At 67.8% G+C, this 13,123-nt stretch carries 16 protein-coding genes; 11 read left to right on the top strand and 5 right to left on the bottom strand.

Annotated features, from left to right (window positions below; genetic code table 11):
• Positions 1-196 precede the first annotated feature (196 nt).
• The 6 genes from rplM to argC all read left to right on the top strand — a co-directional run bounded on the left by rplM (position 197) and on the right by argC (position 4,031).
• Complete coding sequence (rplM, locus tag NPA30_RS04660; protein WP_256801199.1) at positions 197-661, top strand: 50S ribosomal protein L13; 465 nt, start codon at positions 197-199, stop codon at positions 659-661.
• Positions 661-1,140, top strand: coding sequence for a 30S ribosomal protein S9 (gene rpsI / locus NPA30_RS04655; RefSeq protein ID WP_256801198.1), 480 nt, complete (start codon positions 661-663; stop codon positions 1,138-1,140). The genes rplM and rpsI overlap by 1 nt, the downstream gene beginning before the upstream one ends.
• 184 nt (positions 1,141-1,324) lie before the next feature.
• Positions 1,325-1,618 (top strand): hypothetical protein, encoded by a 294-nt coding sequence (locus NPA30_RS04650; protein WP_256801197.1) that lies wholly within the window; start codon positions 1,325-1,327, stop codon positions 1,616-1,618.
• Complete coding sequence (locus tag NPA30_RS04645; RefSeq protein WP_256801196.1) at positions 1,608-1,871, top strand: type II toxin-antitoxin system RelE/ParE family toxin; 264 nt, start codon at positions 1,608-1,610, stop codon at positions 1,869-1,871. Before NPA30_RS04650 ends, NPA30_RS04645 begins: the two co-directional genes overlap by 11 nt.
• Before the next feature lie 84 nt (positions 1,872-1,955).
• Complete coding sequence (speB, locus tag NPA30_RS04640) at positions 1,956-2,906, top strand: agmatinase (protein WP_256801195.1); 951 nt, start codon at positions 1,956-1,958, stop codon at positions 2,904-2,906.
• Positions 2,907-2,975: 69 nt separating this feature from the next.
• Positions 2,976-4,031 (top strand): N-acetyl-gamma-glutamyl-phosphate reductase, encoded by a 1,056-nt coding sequence (argC, locus tag NPA30_RS04635; protein ID WP_256801194.1) that lies wholly within the window; start codon positions 2,976-2,978, stop codon positions 4,029-4,031.
• Between the two features lie 28 nt (positions 4,032-4,059).
• Here the strand turns inward: argC and hisC are convergent, their stop codons facing one another.
• Both hisC and NPA30_RS04625 read right to left on the bottom strand, forming a co-directional pair.
• Positions 4,060-5,121: a histidinol-phosphate transaminase gene (gene hisC, locus NPA30_RS04630; RefSeq protein ID WP_256801193.1), complete on the bottom strand. Its 1,062-nt coding sequence runs from the start codon at positions 5,119-5,121 to the stop codon at positions 4,060-4,062.
• Between the two features lie 84 nt (positions 5,122-5,205).
• A complete protein-coding gene (locus NPA30_RS04625; RefSeq protein WP_256801192.1) occupies positions 5,206-6,312 on the bottom strand; it encodes a COX15/CtaA family protein in 1,107 nt (368 codons plus the stop codon).
• 157 nt (positions 6,313-6,469) lie between these two features.
• Between NPA30_RS04625 and NPA30_RS04620 the strand changes: the two genes are divergently transcribed.
• The 3 genes from NPA30_RS04620 (at position 6,470) to NPA30_RS04610 (ending at position 8,996) form a co-directional block, all read left to right on the top strand.
• Complete coding sequence (locus tag NPA30_RS04620; RefSeq protein ID WP_256801191.1) at positions 6,470-6,682, top strand: DUF2842 domain-containing protein; 213 nt, start codon at positions 6,470-6,472, stop codon at positions 6,680-6,682.
• Positions 6,683-6,766: 84 nt separating this feature from the next.
• On the top strand, positions 6,767-7,336 hold the full coding sequence (locus NPA30_RS04615) for a polysaccharide biosynthesis/export family protein (protein WP_256801190.1): 570 nt from the start codon (positions 6,767-6,769) through the stop codon (positions 7,334-7,336).
• A gap of 124 nt (positions 7,337-7,460) precedes the next feature.
• Positions 7,461-8,996, top strand: coding sequence for an undecaprenyl-phosphate glucose phosphotransferase (locus NPA30_RS04610; protein WP_256801189.1), 1,536 nt, complete (start codon positions 7,461-7,463; stop codon positions 8,994-8,996).
• A 21-nt stretch (positions 8,997-9,017) separates the two neighbouring features.
• Here the strand turns inward: NPA30_RS04610 and NPA30_RS04605 are convergent, their stop codons facing one another.
• The 3 genes from NPA30_RS04605 to NPA30_RS04595 form a co-directional block, all read right to left on the bottom strand.
• On the bottom strand, positions 9,018-9,350 hold the full coding sequence (locus NPA30_RS04605; protein ID WP_256801188.1) for a hypothetical protein: 333 nt from the start codon (positions 9,348-9,350) through the stop codon (positions 9,018-9,020).
• Positions 9,351-9,395: 45 nt separating this feature from the next.
• Positions 9,396-9,740, bottom strand: coding sequence for a DUF2934 domain-containing protein (locus tag NPA30_RS04600; RefSeq protein ID WP_256801187.1), 345 nt, complete (start codon positions 9,738-9,740; stop codon positions 9,396-9,398).
• An 82-nt stretch (positions 9,741-9,822) separates the two neighbouring features.
• The gene (locus tag NPA30_RS04595; protein WP_256801186.1) at positions 9,823-10,653 is read right to left on the bottom strand and encodes an aldo/keto reductase; all 831 of its coding nucleotides are present in this window, start codon (positions 10,651-10,653) and stop codon (positions 9,823-9,825) included.
• 111 nt (positions 10,654-10,764) lie between these two features.
• On the opposite strand from NPA30_RS04595, the gene NPA30_RS04590 reads away from it, so the two are divergent.
• Positions 10,765-11,622 carry an endonuclease/exonuclease/phosphatase family protein gene (locus NPA30_RS04590; protein WP_256801185.1) on the top strand — a complete coding sequence of 286 codons (858 nt, stop codon included), beginning with the start codon at positions 10,765-10,767 and terminating at the stop codon, positions 11,620-11,622.
• Positions 11,623-11,672: 50 nt separating this feature from the next.
• Positions 11,673-13,106 (top strand): cardiolipin synthase, encoded by a 1,434-nt coding sequence (cls, locus tag NPA30_RS04585; protein ID WP_256801184.1) that lies wholly within the window; start codon positions 11,673-11,675, stop codon positions 13,104-13,106.
• Positions 13,107-13,123: the final 17 nt, after the last annotated feature.

Here is a 13,123-nt window from a genome sequence, read left to right as displayed (position 1 = left end):
CTTCTGGTACTATATTACCTCATTAGATAAGTTACTGATTTGACGATACTTTCGCGTCCATGATCGCAAATACGGTGTCTTGACGGTGCAAGGCACAGGCCGTACAAGCCGGCGCAGGAAGTGCGGCCCATGGAGGCCGCCTTTTCTTGTGCGGACCGAGACGTCCGCAGACGTTTCGCTTTCGCAAGGACCTGACATGAAGACCTTCTCGCAGAAGAACGAGACGGTGGAGAAGAAGTGGATCCTGATCGACGCCGAAGGGCTCGTCGTCGGCCGCCTCGCCTCCCTCGTTGCGCTTCGCCTCCGCGGCAAGCACAAGCCGACCTTCACGCCGCACGTCGACGACGGTGACAACATCATCATCGTCAACGCGGACAAGGTGCACTTCACCGGCAAGAAGTACACCGACAAGACCTACTACTGGCACACCGGCTATATCGGCGGGATCAAGGAGCGCAAGGCGCGCGAGATCCTCGAGGGCCGCTTCCCCGAGCGCGTCGTCGAGAAGGCCGTGGAGCGCATGCTGCCGCGCGGGCCGCTCGGCCGTCGCCAGCTGAAGAACCTGCGCGTCTATGCCGGCGCAGAGCATCCGCACCAGGCCCAGAACCCGGAAGTGCTCGACGTGAAGGCACTCAACATCAAGAATTCGAGGGCCGCATAATGGCTGATCTCTCCTCGCTCCAGGATCTCTCGACGGCCTCGGCCGGCGGCAACGAGCAGGCCGCGCCCGTGCACGTCCAGAAGCTCGACGCCCAGGGCCGCGCCTACGCGACCGGCAAGCGGAAGGACGCGGTCGCCCGCGTCTGGGTGAAGCCGGGCTCCGGCCGCATCCTGATCAACGAGAAGGACTTCTCGGAGTACTTCGCCCGCCCGGTGCTGCAGATGGTGCTGCGCCAGCCGATCGTCGCCGCCCAGCGCGACGGCCAGTTCGACATCGTCGCGACGGTCGCCGGCGGCGGCCTCTCCGGCCAGGCCGGCGCTGTCCGCCACGGCATCTCCAAGGCGCTGACCTACTACGAGCCGGGCCTGCGCACGGTGCTCAAGAAGGGCGGCTTCCTCACCCGCGACAGCCGTACGGTCGAGCGCAAGAAGTACGGCAAGGCGAAGGCCCGTCGGTCCTTCCAGTTCTCCAAGCGCTGATCCCTTCGGATCGACACATCATCATCACAGACGGCCGGGCTCACGCCCGGCCGTTTCGTTGTGGGGATGTGGCCAGCTGAGGGTTCGGTCCTTGGGGTGGCCAGAATTATCTACGTCTCACACGAAGTGGCGCATCGGCTTCGGAAGCCCTATCCTCGTCTGAAGGCTCCCGGAGACTGCGCGCATGATCAGCATCGAGGTTGAGATCGACGACGAGACGGCGGGCGCGCTCGACGAGCTCGCGCGGGAGAAGGGGCATGCCGACCGCCCCTCGCTGCTTCTCCAGATGATCGCCGCGTTCGTGCAGCGCGAGACCGAGCCCAAGGGCTACGACGCTTGGTTCCGCGACGAGGTCGAGTCGGCGCTGCGCGAGATGGACGAGCCGGGCGCCGAGTTCGTCGCGCATGAGGATGTGATGTCCGAGGCGCGAGAGCGGCTGGAGTCGCGCCTGTCGCAGGCCGGCAAGCGTGCAGGATAAGTGGTGGAAGCGCGCCCGGAACGATCTCCTCGACATTGTCGATGCCGTCGAGGTCGATCGTCCGCAGGCGGCGCGGCACCTGCTCGAGCGAATCGGCGATAGGGTTTCACGGCTCGGGGCGTTCGAGAAGCTGGGCCGTAGCGGCCGCGCGCCGCAGACCCGCGAGTTGCCGATCACCGGCTCCCCCTATGCCGCGATCTATCGCGTGTTCTCGGGGCACGTCGCCATCGTCCGCCTCCTGCACGGGCGGTAGCGTTGGCCGCGACGCTGATCGGGCCCTTCACGCCGCCTCGCCCTTGCGCTAGCTCGTCGTTGCCTCAGACGCACCGGTGACGCCATGCCCGCCAAGACCATCGACCACGCCTTCACCGCCGAGGGTCTCCTCGGCGCCGCGACCGACCCGACCTATGCCGGCGTGCCCTCCTTCCTGCGCCGCCGCCTCACCAAGAGCGCCGAGGCCGCCGACGTCACCGTCTGGGGCGTGCCCTTCGACGGGCTCGTCTCGAACCGGCCGGGCGCCCGCTTCGGGCCGCAGGCGCTGCGGCGCGCCTCGATGATCTTCGACAACGACCCGCAATATCCCTTCGGACGCGACCTCTTCGAGAAGCTCTCGGTGGTCGACTACGGCGACTGCCTGCTCGACTACCGCAAGCCCGACCAGGCGCACGCGGCGATCCGAGCCGAAGCCGCGGCGATCCTGAGGAAGACCGGCTTCCTCCTGACGCTCGGCGGCGACCATTCGATCACCTATCCGCTGCTGCAGGCCCACGCCGAGACGCACGGGCCTCTCGCGCTCGTCCATTTCGACGCTCACCAGGACACGTGGGAGACGGCGGAGGGTCGCGTCGACCACGGCTCCTTCGTCACCGCCGCCGTGCCGGAGCGGCTGATCGACCCCACCGCGTCGATTCAGGTCGGCATCCGCACCCATGCGCCCGACGATCTCGGCATTGAGATCATCCACGGCAACGCCGTCGAGGACATGACGAGCGTCGCCATCGCCGAACGGATCAGGGCACGCGTCGGCGGCCGCAAGGTCTACCTCACCTTCGACATCGACTGCCTGGACGTCGCCTTCGCACCGGGGACCGGCACGCCGGTCGCCGGCGGGCCGTCCAGCGCGAAGATGCTGGCGGTGCTGCACAAGCTCGGCGCGCTCGACATCGTCGGCGCCGACGTCGTGGAGGTGTCGCCGCCCTACGACCATGCCGACATGACCGCGATCGCCGGCGCGACGGTCGCGATGTACCTCATCGGCCTCCTTGCCGAGCGCAAGGCGAAGGGCTGACATCGCGCCCGCAAGGGATTACATCGCTGCCGGGCTCAGGAGCGGGCTCGTGACAGCGGAGTGCTTTCCATGGCGGACAAGATCAGGATCGGCGTCCTCGGCGCCAGCGGCTATACGGGCGCGGATCTGGTGCGCCTGGCCGCACGCCATCCCCACATCGAGATCGCGCTGCTGACGGCCAACAGCCATGCCGGCAAGCCGATGCGCGCCGTGTTCCGCCATCTTTCCCATCTCGACCTCCCCGATCTCGTCACCATCGAGGCGGCGGACTGGGGCTCGGTCGACGCGGTGTTCTGCGGCCTGCCGCACGGCACCACGCAGGCGATCACCAAGCGGCTGCTCGACGAGCATCCGGGTGTGAAGGTGATCGACATGTCCGCCGATTTCCGGCTGCGCGATCCTGCCGTCTACAAGGAATGGTACGGGCTCGACCACACCGCGCTCGACCTGCAGGAGGAGGCGGTCTACGGCCTCACCGAGGTCTATCGGTCGCAGATCGCCGATGCCCGGCTGATCGCCTGCCCCGGCTGCTATCCGACGGCGGTGCTGCTCGCGCTGCTGCCGCTCGCCGGCGCCGACCTCATCGATGCGACCGACATCGTGATCGACGCCAAGTCGGGCGTGTCGGGCGCCGGCCGCGGGCTCAAGGAGAACACCCTCTTCTGCGAGGCCGGCGAAGGCCTGTCGCCCTACTCGGTCGGCAAGCACCGGCACATGGCCGAGATCGAGCAGGAGGTCGGCAAGGCGGCCGGGCTCGCGGACCTGCGGGTCAACTTCACGCCCCACCTCATCCCGATGAGCCGCGGCGAGCTCTGCACGACCTATGTCCGCCTCGCCGAGGGCGCGACCTGGAAGACGCTACGCGAGCGGCTTGTCGAAACCTACGCGGCCGAGCCCTTCGTCACCATCGCCGAGGAAGGCGTGCTGCCGCAGACGCAGATGGTGCGCGGCTCGAACTACGTCGTCATCAACGTCGTGCCGGATCGCATCCCCGGCCGCGCCATCGTCATCTCGACGCTCGACAACCTCGTGAAGGGCTCGGCCGGCCAGGCCCTGCAGAACTTCAACGTGGCCTATGGCATCGAGGAGACGACGGGCATCGAGCAGCTGCCGCTGTTCCCCTGATCCCGGAGGGCCCGACGGCGGGCGGTCGTCAGGCTCGAAGGATCGCGTCGAGCTCGCTCAGCAGCCGGGCGACCTCCTCGCCGCTCCCGACGGTGATGCGAAGGAAGTCCGCGATCCGCGGCTTGGCGAAATGGCGCACCAGCACCGCGCGCTCGCGCAGCGCGGCCGCGAGCGCCGCGCCCGGCCAGGCGGGATGGCGCGCGAAGACGAAATTCGCCGCCGACGGCAGCACCTCGAAACCGCGCTCATCGAGCCCCCGCCGCATCCTCTCGCGATTGGCGAGGATCGTCGCGACGCCCCGTCGGAACGCCTCGTCGTCGGCGATCGAAGCGATGGCGCCGGCTTGCGCCGGCCGGCCGAGCGGATACGAGTTGAAGCTGTCCTTGACGCGGGTCAGCCCCTCGATCAGAGCCCTGTCACCAATGGCGTAGCCGACGCGCAGCCCGGCGAGCGCGCGCGACTTCGACATCGTGCGCACCACGAGGAGGTTCGGATGGTCGGCGACGAGCGGGATGGCCGTCTCGCCGCCAAAGTCGACATAGGCCTCGTCGATCACCACCGGGACGTCGGGCTGCGCCGCGAGCAGCGCCGCGATGGACTTGCGGTCGAGCGCGATGCCGGTCGGGGCATTCGGATTGGCGAGGATCACCGCGCCCGCCTCGCGCCGGTAGTCGTCGACGCGGATGCGCAGGCCCTCGTCCAGCGGCACCGTCTCGTGCGCGATACCGAAGAGGCCGCAATAGACGGGATAGAAGCTGTAGGTGACGTCCGGAAACAGCAGCGGCCGCTCGTGCCGCAGAAGGGCAGCGAAGGTGTGCGCCAGCACCTCGTCCGAGCCGTTGCCGACGAAGACCTCGTCCGACCTGACGCCGTGATGGGCGGCCAGCGCCTCGCGCAGCGCCGTCGCGGCCGGGTCCGGGTAGAGCCGCAGGCTCTCGGCCGCCGCCGCCGCGATCGCGTCGCGCACCGCCGGCGAGGGCTCGAAGGGGCTCTCGTTGGTGTTGAGCTTGATGAGGCCGGCAATGCGGGGCTGCTCTCCCGGCACATAGGGCTCAAGGCGATGTGTCGTCGCGCTCCAGAAGCGGCTCATTCCTTGCTCCCTCCTCGACCGCGCATCGATGATGACCTGACCTGGCGCGCATCCGTCGGGCTGCGGGCTGCGGGCCGCCGTCCGTCAGCTGCGCACGGCCAGCCGGAACACCTGCGGGTACGGCCCCGCCAGCCCGCGCCAGTGCGCAACGGCAAAGCCGAGCACGAGCAACGCTCCGGCCTGATGCAAGAGCGCCCAGCCGATCGGCACCTGCAAGAGCAGCGTGGTGATGCCGAGGCTTGCCTGTCCCGCCACGAGCAGCGCCAGCACCGTTGCGCGGCGCGCATGCGTGCTTCCCGGCGCCTGCGCCCAGGCCGCGACGGCGTGCAGAACGGCGACGGTCAGCAGCAGGTAAGCGCCGCAGCGGTGCACGAACTGCACGGTCATGACGTTCTCGAACAGGTTGCGCCACCACGGCGACATGACGAAGAGGCCGGCTGGCACGAGCTGCCCGTCCATCAGCGGCCAGGTGTTGAAGGTGAGCCCGGCCCGCAGGCCGGCGACGAGCCCGCCGAGATAGATCTGGCAAAGCGCCAGCAGCGTCAGGAGCGCCCCGACCTTCGCCGAATGGCGCGAGGGCGTGCGGTCATCCGCGTGCGGCGCGAGCCCGCGCGCGACCCAGAGCGTGGCGGTGAAGATGAGGCAGGCGAGCGTCAGGTGGATGGCGAGGCGGTACTGGCTGACTTCGGTGCGCGCCACGAGCCCGGAGGCGACCATCCACCAGCCGACGGCGCCCTGCAGGCCTCCAAGCAGGAGGATCCCCAGAAGACGAGGCTTTAGAAAAGGTTCGATGCGCCCGCTCACCCAGAAGAACAGGAGCGGCAGGGCGAAGACAACGCCGACGCCGCGGGCCAGCAGCCGGTGCGTCCACTCCCACCAGTAGATCGTCTTGAAGCCGTCGAGATTCATGTCGGCGTTCAAAGCCTGATATTGCGGGATCTGCTGGTAGCGCGTGAACTCGTCCTGCCATTCGTCATCCGACAGCGGCGGAATCACGCCGTGAACCGGCTTCCACTCGGTGATCGAAAGGCCGGACTCGGTGAGCCGGGTCGCGCCGCCGACCAGCACGAGCGCGACGATCACCGCCGCGACGATATAGAGCCACAGCCGGATCGCGGTGCGGTCGGCCTCGCCGGAATGCTGGCGTGCCGAGAGGTAGCGGCTGTCGTCGACGGTAGCAGGACTGGTCATGTGAGCATCTCCGGCCGCCATGTGACCGATCGGGCCGCCGACCGCAAGCACCCTCGACGCCGCAGCGAGACTCTGGCATTGCCGGAGCGGCAGGCGAAGACGCAAGCGCTGCGGGACGCCCGCCACTCGAGCCGGAAGACGGGATGAACGAGGTCCTATGCCGATACGGTTGAGAAAGCTGATCGGGACCGTCCTTCTGGTCCTTCTCGTCATCGTCTATGCCGTGTTCGCGACGGCCTTCGCCACGGTCTACCTCGCCGACGCCGGCGGCCTCGTCCATCTCCTCTACTTTGCCGGTTCCGGCCTCCTCTGGGTGCTTCCGGCGATGCTGCTGATCCGCTGGATGTACGGCCCGCGCCGGACCCGGTAACAACTCGAGGTTGATTAACTCCGCCTTAACCCTAACGAAGCCATAAGGCTCGGGTGCGCACTGAATGCGGAGGAGGGAACGGTCGTGGCGACAGGGGTCTGGAGGATCGTGACGGCGCTGGTGGCGGCCGCCGGTTTGCTCGGCGGTTGCGCGTCCTACAAGCCGGTCTCGCCCGCGTTCCACAAGGTGCTCGACGAGCCCTACAGGCTCGACGCCGGCGACAAGGTGCGCGTCACCATCTTCGAACAGGACGGCCTGACCAACACTTACGCGGTAGACAAGTCCGGTTACCTCGCGATGCCTCTCGTCGGCGCGGTCCCCGCCCGCGGCAAGACGACGAAAGAGCTCGAGGGCGAGCTCGCCACGGCCTATCGCAACGGTTATCTGCAGCAGCCTGACGTGTCGGTCGAGGTCGAGCAGTACCGGCCGTTCTTCATCATGGGCGAGGTCGCGACCGGCGGCCAGTACAGCTACGTGCCGCGGATGACGGTGCAGAACGCCATCGCCGTCGCCGGCGGCTTTACTCCGCGTGGCGAACAGCGCTCGGTCGACGTCACCCGTCAGATCAACGGGCGCATCATCACAGGGCGGGTGCCGATCACCGACCCGATCCTGCCGGGCGACACGATCTACGTGCGCGAACGGCTGTTCTGACCGGCCGCCTCAACCCGCGCGGCCGCTTCAATTCTCTTTTAGGGACTGATCGCTAGTCTCAGCGGTCGACTGGCCGCGCCTGCCTCCGCGCAAGTGGCGGCGCCATCCCTCACCGCGGACGCCGATGCCTGACCTCGAGCAACTGCCCGTCACGCGCAAGACGCTGGAAACGCTCCCGGCGCCGCCGCTCGACCCGGCCGAGGTCGAGCTCAACCCGTTCGCCCGCCGCACGGCGCGCCAGTTCCGCGACAAGTCGATCTCGCCGCGCATGCTCACCGGCCTTCTGCGCATGGTCGAGATCGCGCTGATCGCGATGAGCGGCTTCGTCGGCTATCTCGCCTATGTCGGCTACGGGCCCGGGACGCTCGAAACCTATGTCACGCTCATCCTCGCCGGCTCCGTCCTCTGCAGCCTGACGCTGCAGGTCGCCCAGGCCTACCAGTTCTCGACCCTTCGCACCCTCGGCCAGCAGGGCCTGCGCGTTGCGGCTGGCCTTTCCGGGACGCTGGCGGTGATCGCCGTCGCGCTGTTCTTCATGAAGGCCCAGCACGACGTGTCGCGGATGTGGCTCGGCATCTGGATGGCGAGCAGCGCCGCCGTGTTGTTCGGCGCTCGGCTGCTGCTCCGGGCCCGGCTGCGCAGCTGGCGGCGCAACGGCATTCTCGAGCGGCGCGCAGTCATCGTCGGCGGCGGCGCGAGCGCCGAAAGCCTCATCCGCAGCCTTGAGGCGCAGCCCGACAGCGACATCCGGGTCTGCGGTATCTTCGATGATCGCGGCGACCGCCGCTCGCCGCCGATGGTGGCCGGCTACCACAAGCTCGGCACCATCCGCCAGCTCGTCGAGTTCGCGCGTCTTGCCGAGATCGACATGCTCATCGTGACGCTCCCGCTCTCGGCGGAGAAGCGCGTGCTGTCGCTCCTGAAGGAGCTCTGGGTGCTGCCGCTCGACATCCACCTGTCGGCACAGTCGAGCCAGATCCGGCTCCTGCCGCGCAGCTACTCCTATATCGGAGAGGTGCCGCTGCTCGACGTGTTCGACAGGCCGCTGGACGAGTGGGATGCGGTCGCCAAGCGCGCCTTCGACATCGTCTTCGCCTCGATCTCGCTCGTGCTCGCCGCGCCGCTGATGCTGGCGACGGCGATCGCCATCAAGCTGGACACGCGTGGCCCGGTGATCTTCCGGCAGAAGCGGCATGGCTTCAACAACCGGATCATCAACGTCTACAAGTTCCGCTCGCTCAAGCACGAGCAGTCCGATCCGTCGGCCGCAAAGATCGTCACCAAGGGCGACAACCGGGTCACCCGGGTCGGCAAGTTCATTCGCAAGAGTTCGATCGACGAGTTGCCGCAGCTCGTCAACGTCCTGCGCGGCGAACTGTCGCTGGTTGGCCCGCGACCGCACGCGGTGCGGGCGATCTCGAGCCAGAACCAAACGTTCGTGGACATCGTCGACGGCTATTTCGGCCGTCACAAGGTCAAGCCCGGCATCACGGGCTGGGCCCAGATCAAGGGTTGGCGCGGCGAGATCGACGAGCCGGAGAAGCTGAAGCACCGCTTCGAGCACGACCTCGTCTACATCGAGAACTGGTCCCTGCTCCTGGACTTCTACATCCTGGTCGCCACGCCCTTCAGCCTGCTGAGGTCGAAAAACGCCTACTGACGGGACCGCTTCCGAAGGCGTTCAGCCGTTGAAGCCGCCGCGGCCGCCGAGGGGGCGCTCCTCGGCCTCCTCCCGGACGACCTCTTCCAGATCGTCGAGCCCGTCCTCGGTCTCGGCGTCGTCCGTCATCGGAAGCGTTCCGGTGACCTCCGAGGCCGGCTCGGCCGAGACGTCGACGTAGAGGGCGTCGTCGTCGGCCAGCGTTCCCGGCTCCCGATCGGCGGGATCGCGCATGTCGTCGCGCAGCTCGACCTCCACCAGTTCGATATCGGAAGGATCGAGCTCGCTGTTGCCGCGCGTCGCCGTGCCGCGGCCCATGTCGAACTCGCGCTGTTCAGGAAGTTCGCGTGCCATGTGAGGCTCCTGTCAAATGATGATGTGAGAGTGCCGGGCTGCCGGTCAGGAAGCGCGCGGGGGACGGCGCTTCTTCGTGGCCGGCTTGTCCTCGACCTCCAGCGCACGCTGATCGGCGAGCTCGCGCACATTGTCCCAGCTCGGACCCTTGGCGCCGTCGCCGTTGTCGTCGAGACCAGGCATGTCGCCCTGCTCCTCGGCGATGAACTCCGGCTCGTCAGGCTCGTCGATCGTCTGGTCCAGCGGCCGCAGCGTGGTGTCGAAGCTGTCGCGCAGAGCCACGATCTCCTTGGCTTCGGCCCAATGTTCCTCCTGGCGCCCCTCCGGGCGGCCTTCGGCCTCCCAGAGTTCGTAGGCCTTCTGGCGGATTCGCGCCTCGTCGTCGGTCATCGCTCATACTCCTGAACCTCGTGTGCGCCGGTAACCGCGGGCCGGCGCACAGGGTTCCGAGAGGCGAGCGATGCGCCCGGCCTCAGCCGTTCATCGTGCGCGGATCCGAGCCGATCCTTCCGTTCGAATCATCCAATGCGTCGATGCGGCGCAGGTCCGCGTCGCTGAGGTGGAAGTCGAAGATGTCGATGTTCTGCCGGATCCGCTCCGGGGTCACCGACTTCGGGATGACGACGAGCCCGCTGTCGATGTGCCAGCGCAAGATCACCTGTGCGGTCGTCTTCCCGTAGCGTTCGGCAAGTTCCACGAACAGCGGATCGTCGAACACCCTGCCGCGGCCGAGCGGGCTCCAGGATTCCGTCGCGATGTTCAACGCCGTGTGGGCGCGCCGGCTCTCGGCCTGCTGGAAGCGCGGATGAAGCTCGATCTGGTTGACCGCAGGCACGACGCCGGTCGCGTCGACCACCGCCTGGATGTGCTCCGGCATGAAGTTCGAGACCCCGATCGAGGTCGCCCTGCCCTGCTTCTGCAACTCGGTCAGCGCACGCCAGCTCTCGACGTAGAGGCCGCGGCCCGGCATCGGCCAGTGGATCAGATAGAGATCGATGTGCTCCAGCCCGAGCCGCTCCAGACTGGCGTCGAACGCACGTAGCGTCGTGTCATAACCCTGATCCTCGTTCCACAGCTTGGTGGTGACGAAGAGGTCGTTCCGCGCGACGCCGCTCTCGGCGATCGCACGCCCGACGCCGGCCTCGTTGCGGTAGATCATCGCGGTGTCGATCGAGCGGTAGCCCGCCTCGAGCGCGGTCTTCACCGCCTCGCTCGCCTCGTCATCGGGGATCTGCCAGACACCGAAGCCGAGCTGCGGCATCTGCCGGCCATCGTTGAGGTCGAGCATCGGGACGTTGGACATGCGGCACCTTTCTTGAACCGGGAGGGTCCGCGCCTAGCTAGGCTCAGCGGCCCGGTTTGCAAACCGGCGGGTGCCGGTGGGCGATAGGCACAGCGGCGGACGGGCCTCGACGTGACGGAGTTCGAAGTGGCGGAGCAGTCGGACCGGGACAGCGAACACAACGGCCGTCCGGCCGGACGAGTGCCGAGGACCCGCACGGTCCGCGTCGCCTCCTACAACATCCGCAAGAGCGTGGGGACGGACTGGCGACGGCGGCCGGACCAGATCCTCGGCGTGCTCAGCGAGATCGACGCCGACATCGTCGCGCTTCAAGAGGTCGACCGCCGCTTCGGCACCCGGACGTCGTCGCTGTCACCCGAGCACATCGTGCGCGACACGCCCTACAAGGCGCTGTCCTTCGGCTCGCGGCCCCAGAGCCTCGGTTGGCACGGCAACACCATCCTCGTGCGCCAGTCCTTCGAGGTGATCCGTCTGAAGCAGCTCGTGCTGCCGGCCCTGGAGCCTCGCGGCGCGGCCCTCGCCGATCTCGACATCGACGGCTTCGGGCTGCGGGTCGTCGGCATGCATCTCGGGCTCGTCAGCCTGTGGCGCAAGCGTCAGGCGCGCGCGGTGCTCGACCATCTGGAGGCCCTGGAAGACGCGTTGCCGACGGTGATGATGGGCGACCTCAACGAATGGACCACCGAAGGCGGCTGCCTCGTCCACTTCGCCGACGAGCACCATGTCGTGGCACCCGGCGCGAGCTTTCACTCGCACATGCCCTTCGCGTCGTTCGACCGGATCATCACCAGCCTCGACATCGGCGTCGAAGCCTCCGGCGTCCACAAGTCCGAGCGCTCGCGCCGCGCCTCCGACCATCTTCCGGTCTGGGCCCATATCCGCCTCGGCGACACCGAGGGTGCCGCGAAGCGGCGGGCGCTCGCGGCGCGAGCCAAGGCTGATCTTGACGCCATTCGCGCAGCCGGCTGAAAGCGAGCTGCGGCGCGTTCTGCCGCAGGAGCGGCGTCGGTCGGATGGGCATGGACATTCCAAGCGAGGTGCTGGGCTGGAGTTGGTTCGCCGCCGAGTGGGCGATCCGTCTGGCCGCGGTCGTGATCGTTCCCTATTATCGCTCGCCGGATGCGGCCAAGGGCTGGCTGCTGCTATTCTTCGTAGCGCCCTTGCCGGCCGTGTTGCTGTACTTCGCCATCGGGCGTTCGCGCCATCCGCGATGGCGCCGCAAGCGGGTCAAGGCGCTACCCGACGTCATCCACCGGGCGATGCGCGACGCCGATGCGGCGATCAAGAAGGAGCTGGCCGAGTTGCCCGCCGAGCTCACCCGCGCGGCGCATCTGGCCGAGGCGATCGGCAGCCTGCCGTCGCTCGGCGGCAATGCCGTCGAACTCGAGCCACGCTACGAGGCCGCCGTGCGGCGTCTGATCGCCGACATCGACAAGGCCGAGCACCACGTCCACCTCCTCTACTACATCTTCGCCGACGACGAGATCGGCGGAGCGGTGCTCGAGGCGCTGGTGCGGGCCACGGATCGGGGCGTCACCTGCCGCCTGCTGATCGACGCCTTCGGCTCGCGCCGCTTTCGCAAGGGAATCGAGAAGCGTCTGAAGGGGACGTCGGTCGAGATGCGGATCGTGCTACCCTTCCGCTTCTGGAACAGGGCGACCCGCGCGGACCTGCGCAACCATCGCAAGATCGTCGTCATCGACGGACGCATCGGCTGGGTCGGCTCGCAGAACCTGATCAAGGCGGAGAGCGAGCCGGGCCTCGTCAACCGCGAGCTCGTCGCCCGCGTCACCGGCCCTTGCGTTGCGATGCTGCAGACCACCTATATCGGCGACTGGTTCCTGGAGACGCTGGAGCGGATCGACGGGCCCGAGCTGTTCCCGCGCCCCCTGCCCCACTGCGGCGAGACCGTCACCCAGCTTCTGCCGAGCGGTCCCGACTATCCCGACGGGCGCATCGACGACGTCTTCACCGCGCTGATCCATGGCGCGCGCGAGCGCGTGGCGATCGTCACCCCCTACTTCATCCCCAACGAGGCGTTGCTGACCGCGCTGCGCACGGCCGCCCTGCGCGGCGTCGACACGCACCTCATTGTCTCCGCACGCACCGACAACAAGCTCGTCGATCTCGCGGAGCGCTCTTATTTCGCCGGGCTCATCGACGCCGGCGTGCAGGTCGACCTGTTCAAGCCGAAATTCCTCCACGCCAAGCATCTGAGCATCGACAACCGGATCGGCCTCATCGGCTCGTCCAATGTCGACATGCGCTCCTTCGAGCTCAACTCCGAGATCAGCCTCATCGTCTACAGCCGCGAGTTCACGCTGCGGCTGCGGCAGATCGAGGATGAGTATCTTGCGACCAGCGACCGGCTGGACCGCGAGCGCTGGAACGCGCGCCCGCGGCTTCAGCAGGTCGTCGAGAACATCGCGCGGCTGATCAGCCCGCTCCTGTGAGCCGGCATCGCAGCGGC

Origin of the sequence: Mangrovibrevibacter kandeliae (assembly GCF_024519155.1) — a bacterium.
GTDB classification, from domain to species: Bacteria; Pseudomonadota; Alphaproteobacteria; order Rhizobiales; family Rhizobiaceae; genus Mangrovibrevibacter; species Mangrovibrevibacter kandeliae.
Note: the sequence above shows the minus strand (reverse complement) of the source record. Positions and strands in the feature narration are given on the sequence as shown.

Bases quoted from the DNA above. Each gene is read 5' to 3' on its own strand.
- rplM (WP_256801199.1), top strand. From the start codon at position 197: ATGAAGACCTTCTCGCAGAAGAACGAGACGGTGGAGAAGAAGTGGATC.
- rpsI (WP_256801198.1), top strand. From the start codon at position 661: ATGGCTGATCTCTCCTCGCTCCAGGATCTCTCGACGGCCTCGGCCGGC.
- NPA30_RS04650 (WP_256801197.1), top strand. From the start codon at position 1,325: ATGATCAGCATCGAGGTTGAGATCGACGACGAGACGGCGGGCGCGCTC.
- speB (WP_256801195.1), top strand. From the start codon at position 1,956: ATGCCCGCCAAGACCATCGACCACGCCTTCACCGCCGAGGGTCTCCTC.
- argC (WP_256801194.1), top strand. From the start codon at position 2,976: ATGGCGGACAAGATCAGGATCGGCGTCCTCGGCGCCAGCGGCTATACG.
- hisC (WP_256801193.1), bottom strand. From the start codon at position 5,121: ATGAGCCGCTTCTGGAGCGCGACGACACATCGCCTTGAGCCCTATGTG.
- NPA30_RS04625 (WP_256801192.1), bottom strand. From the start codon at position 6,312: ATGACCAGTCCTGCTACCGTCGACGACAGCCGCTACCTCTCGGCACGC.
- NPA30_RS04620 (WP_256801191.1), top strand. From the start codon at position 6,470: ATGCCGATACGGTTGAGAAAGCTGATCGGGACCGTCCTTCTGGTCCTT.
- NPA30_RS04610 (WP_256801189.1), top strand. From the start codon at position 7,461: ATGCCTGACCTCGAGCAACTGCCCGTCACGCGCAAGACGCTGGAAACG.
- NPA30_RS04605 (WP_256801188.1), bottom strand. From the start codon at position 9,350: ATGGCACGCGAACTTCCTGAACAGCGCGAGTTCGACATGGGCCGCGGC.
- NPA30_RS04600 (WP_256801187.1), bottom strand. From the start codon at position 9,740: ATGACCGACGACGAGGCGCGAATCCGCCAGAAGGCCTACGAACTCTGG.
- NPA30_RS04595 (WP_256801186.1), bottom strand. From the start codon at position 10,653: ATGTCCAACGTCCCGATGCTCGACCTCAACGATGGCCGGCAGATGCCG.
- cls (WP_256801184.1), top strand. From the start codon at position 11,673: ATGGACATTCCAAGCGAGGTGCTGGGCTGGAGTTGGTTCGCCGCCGAG.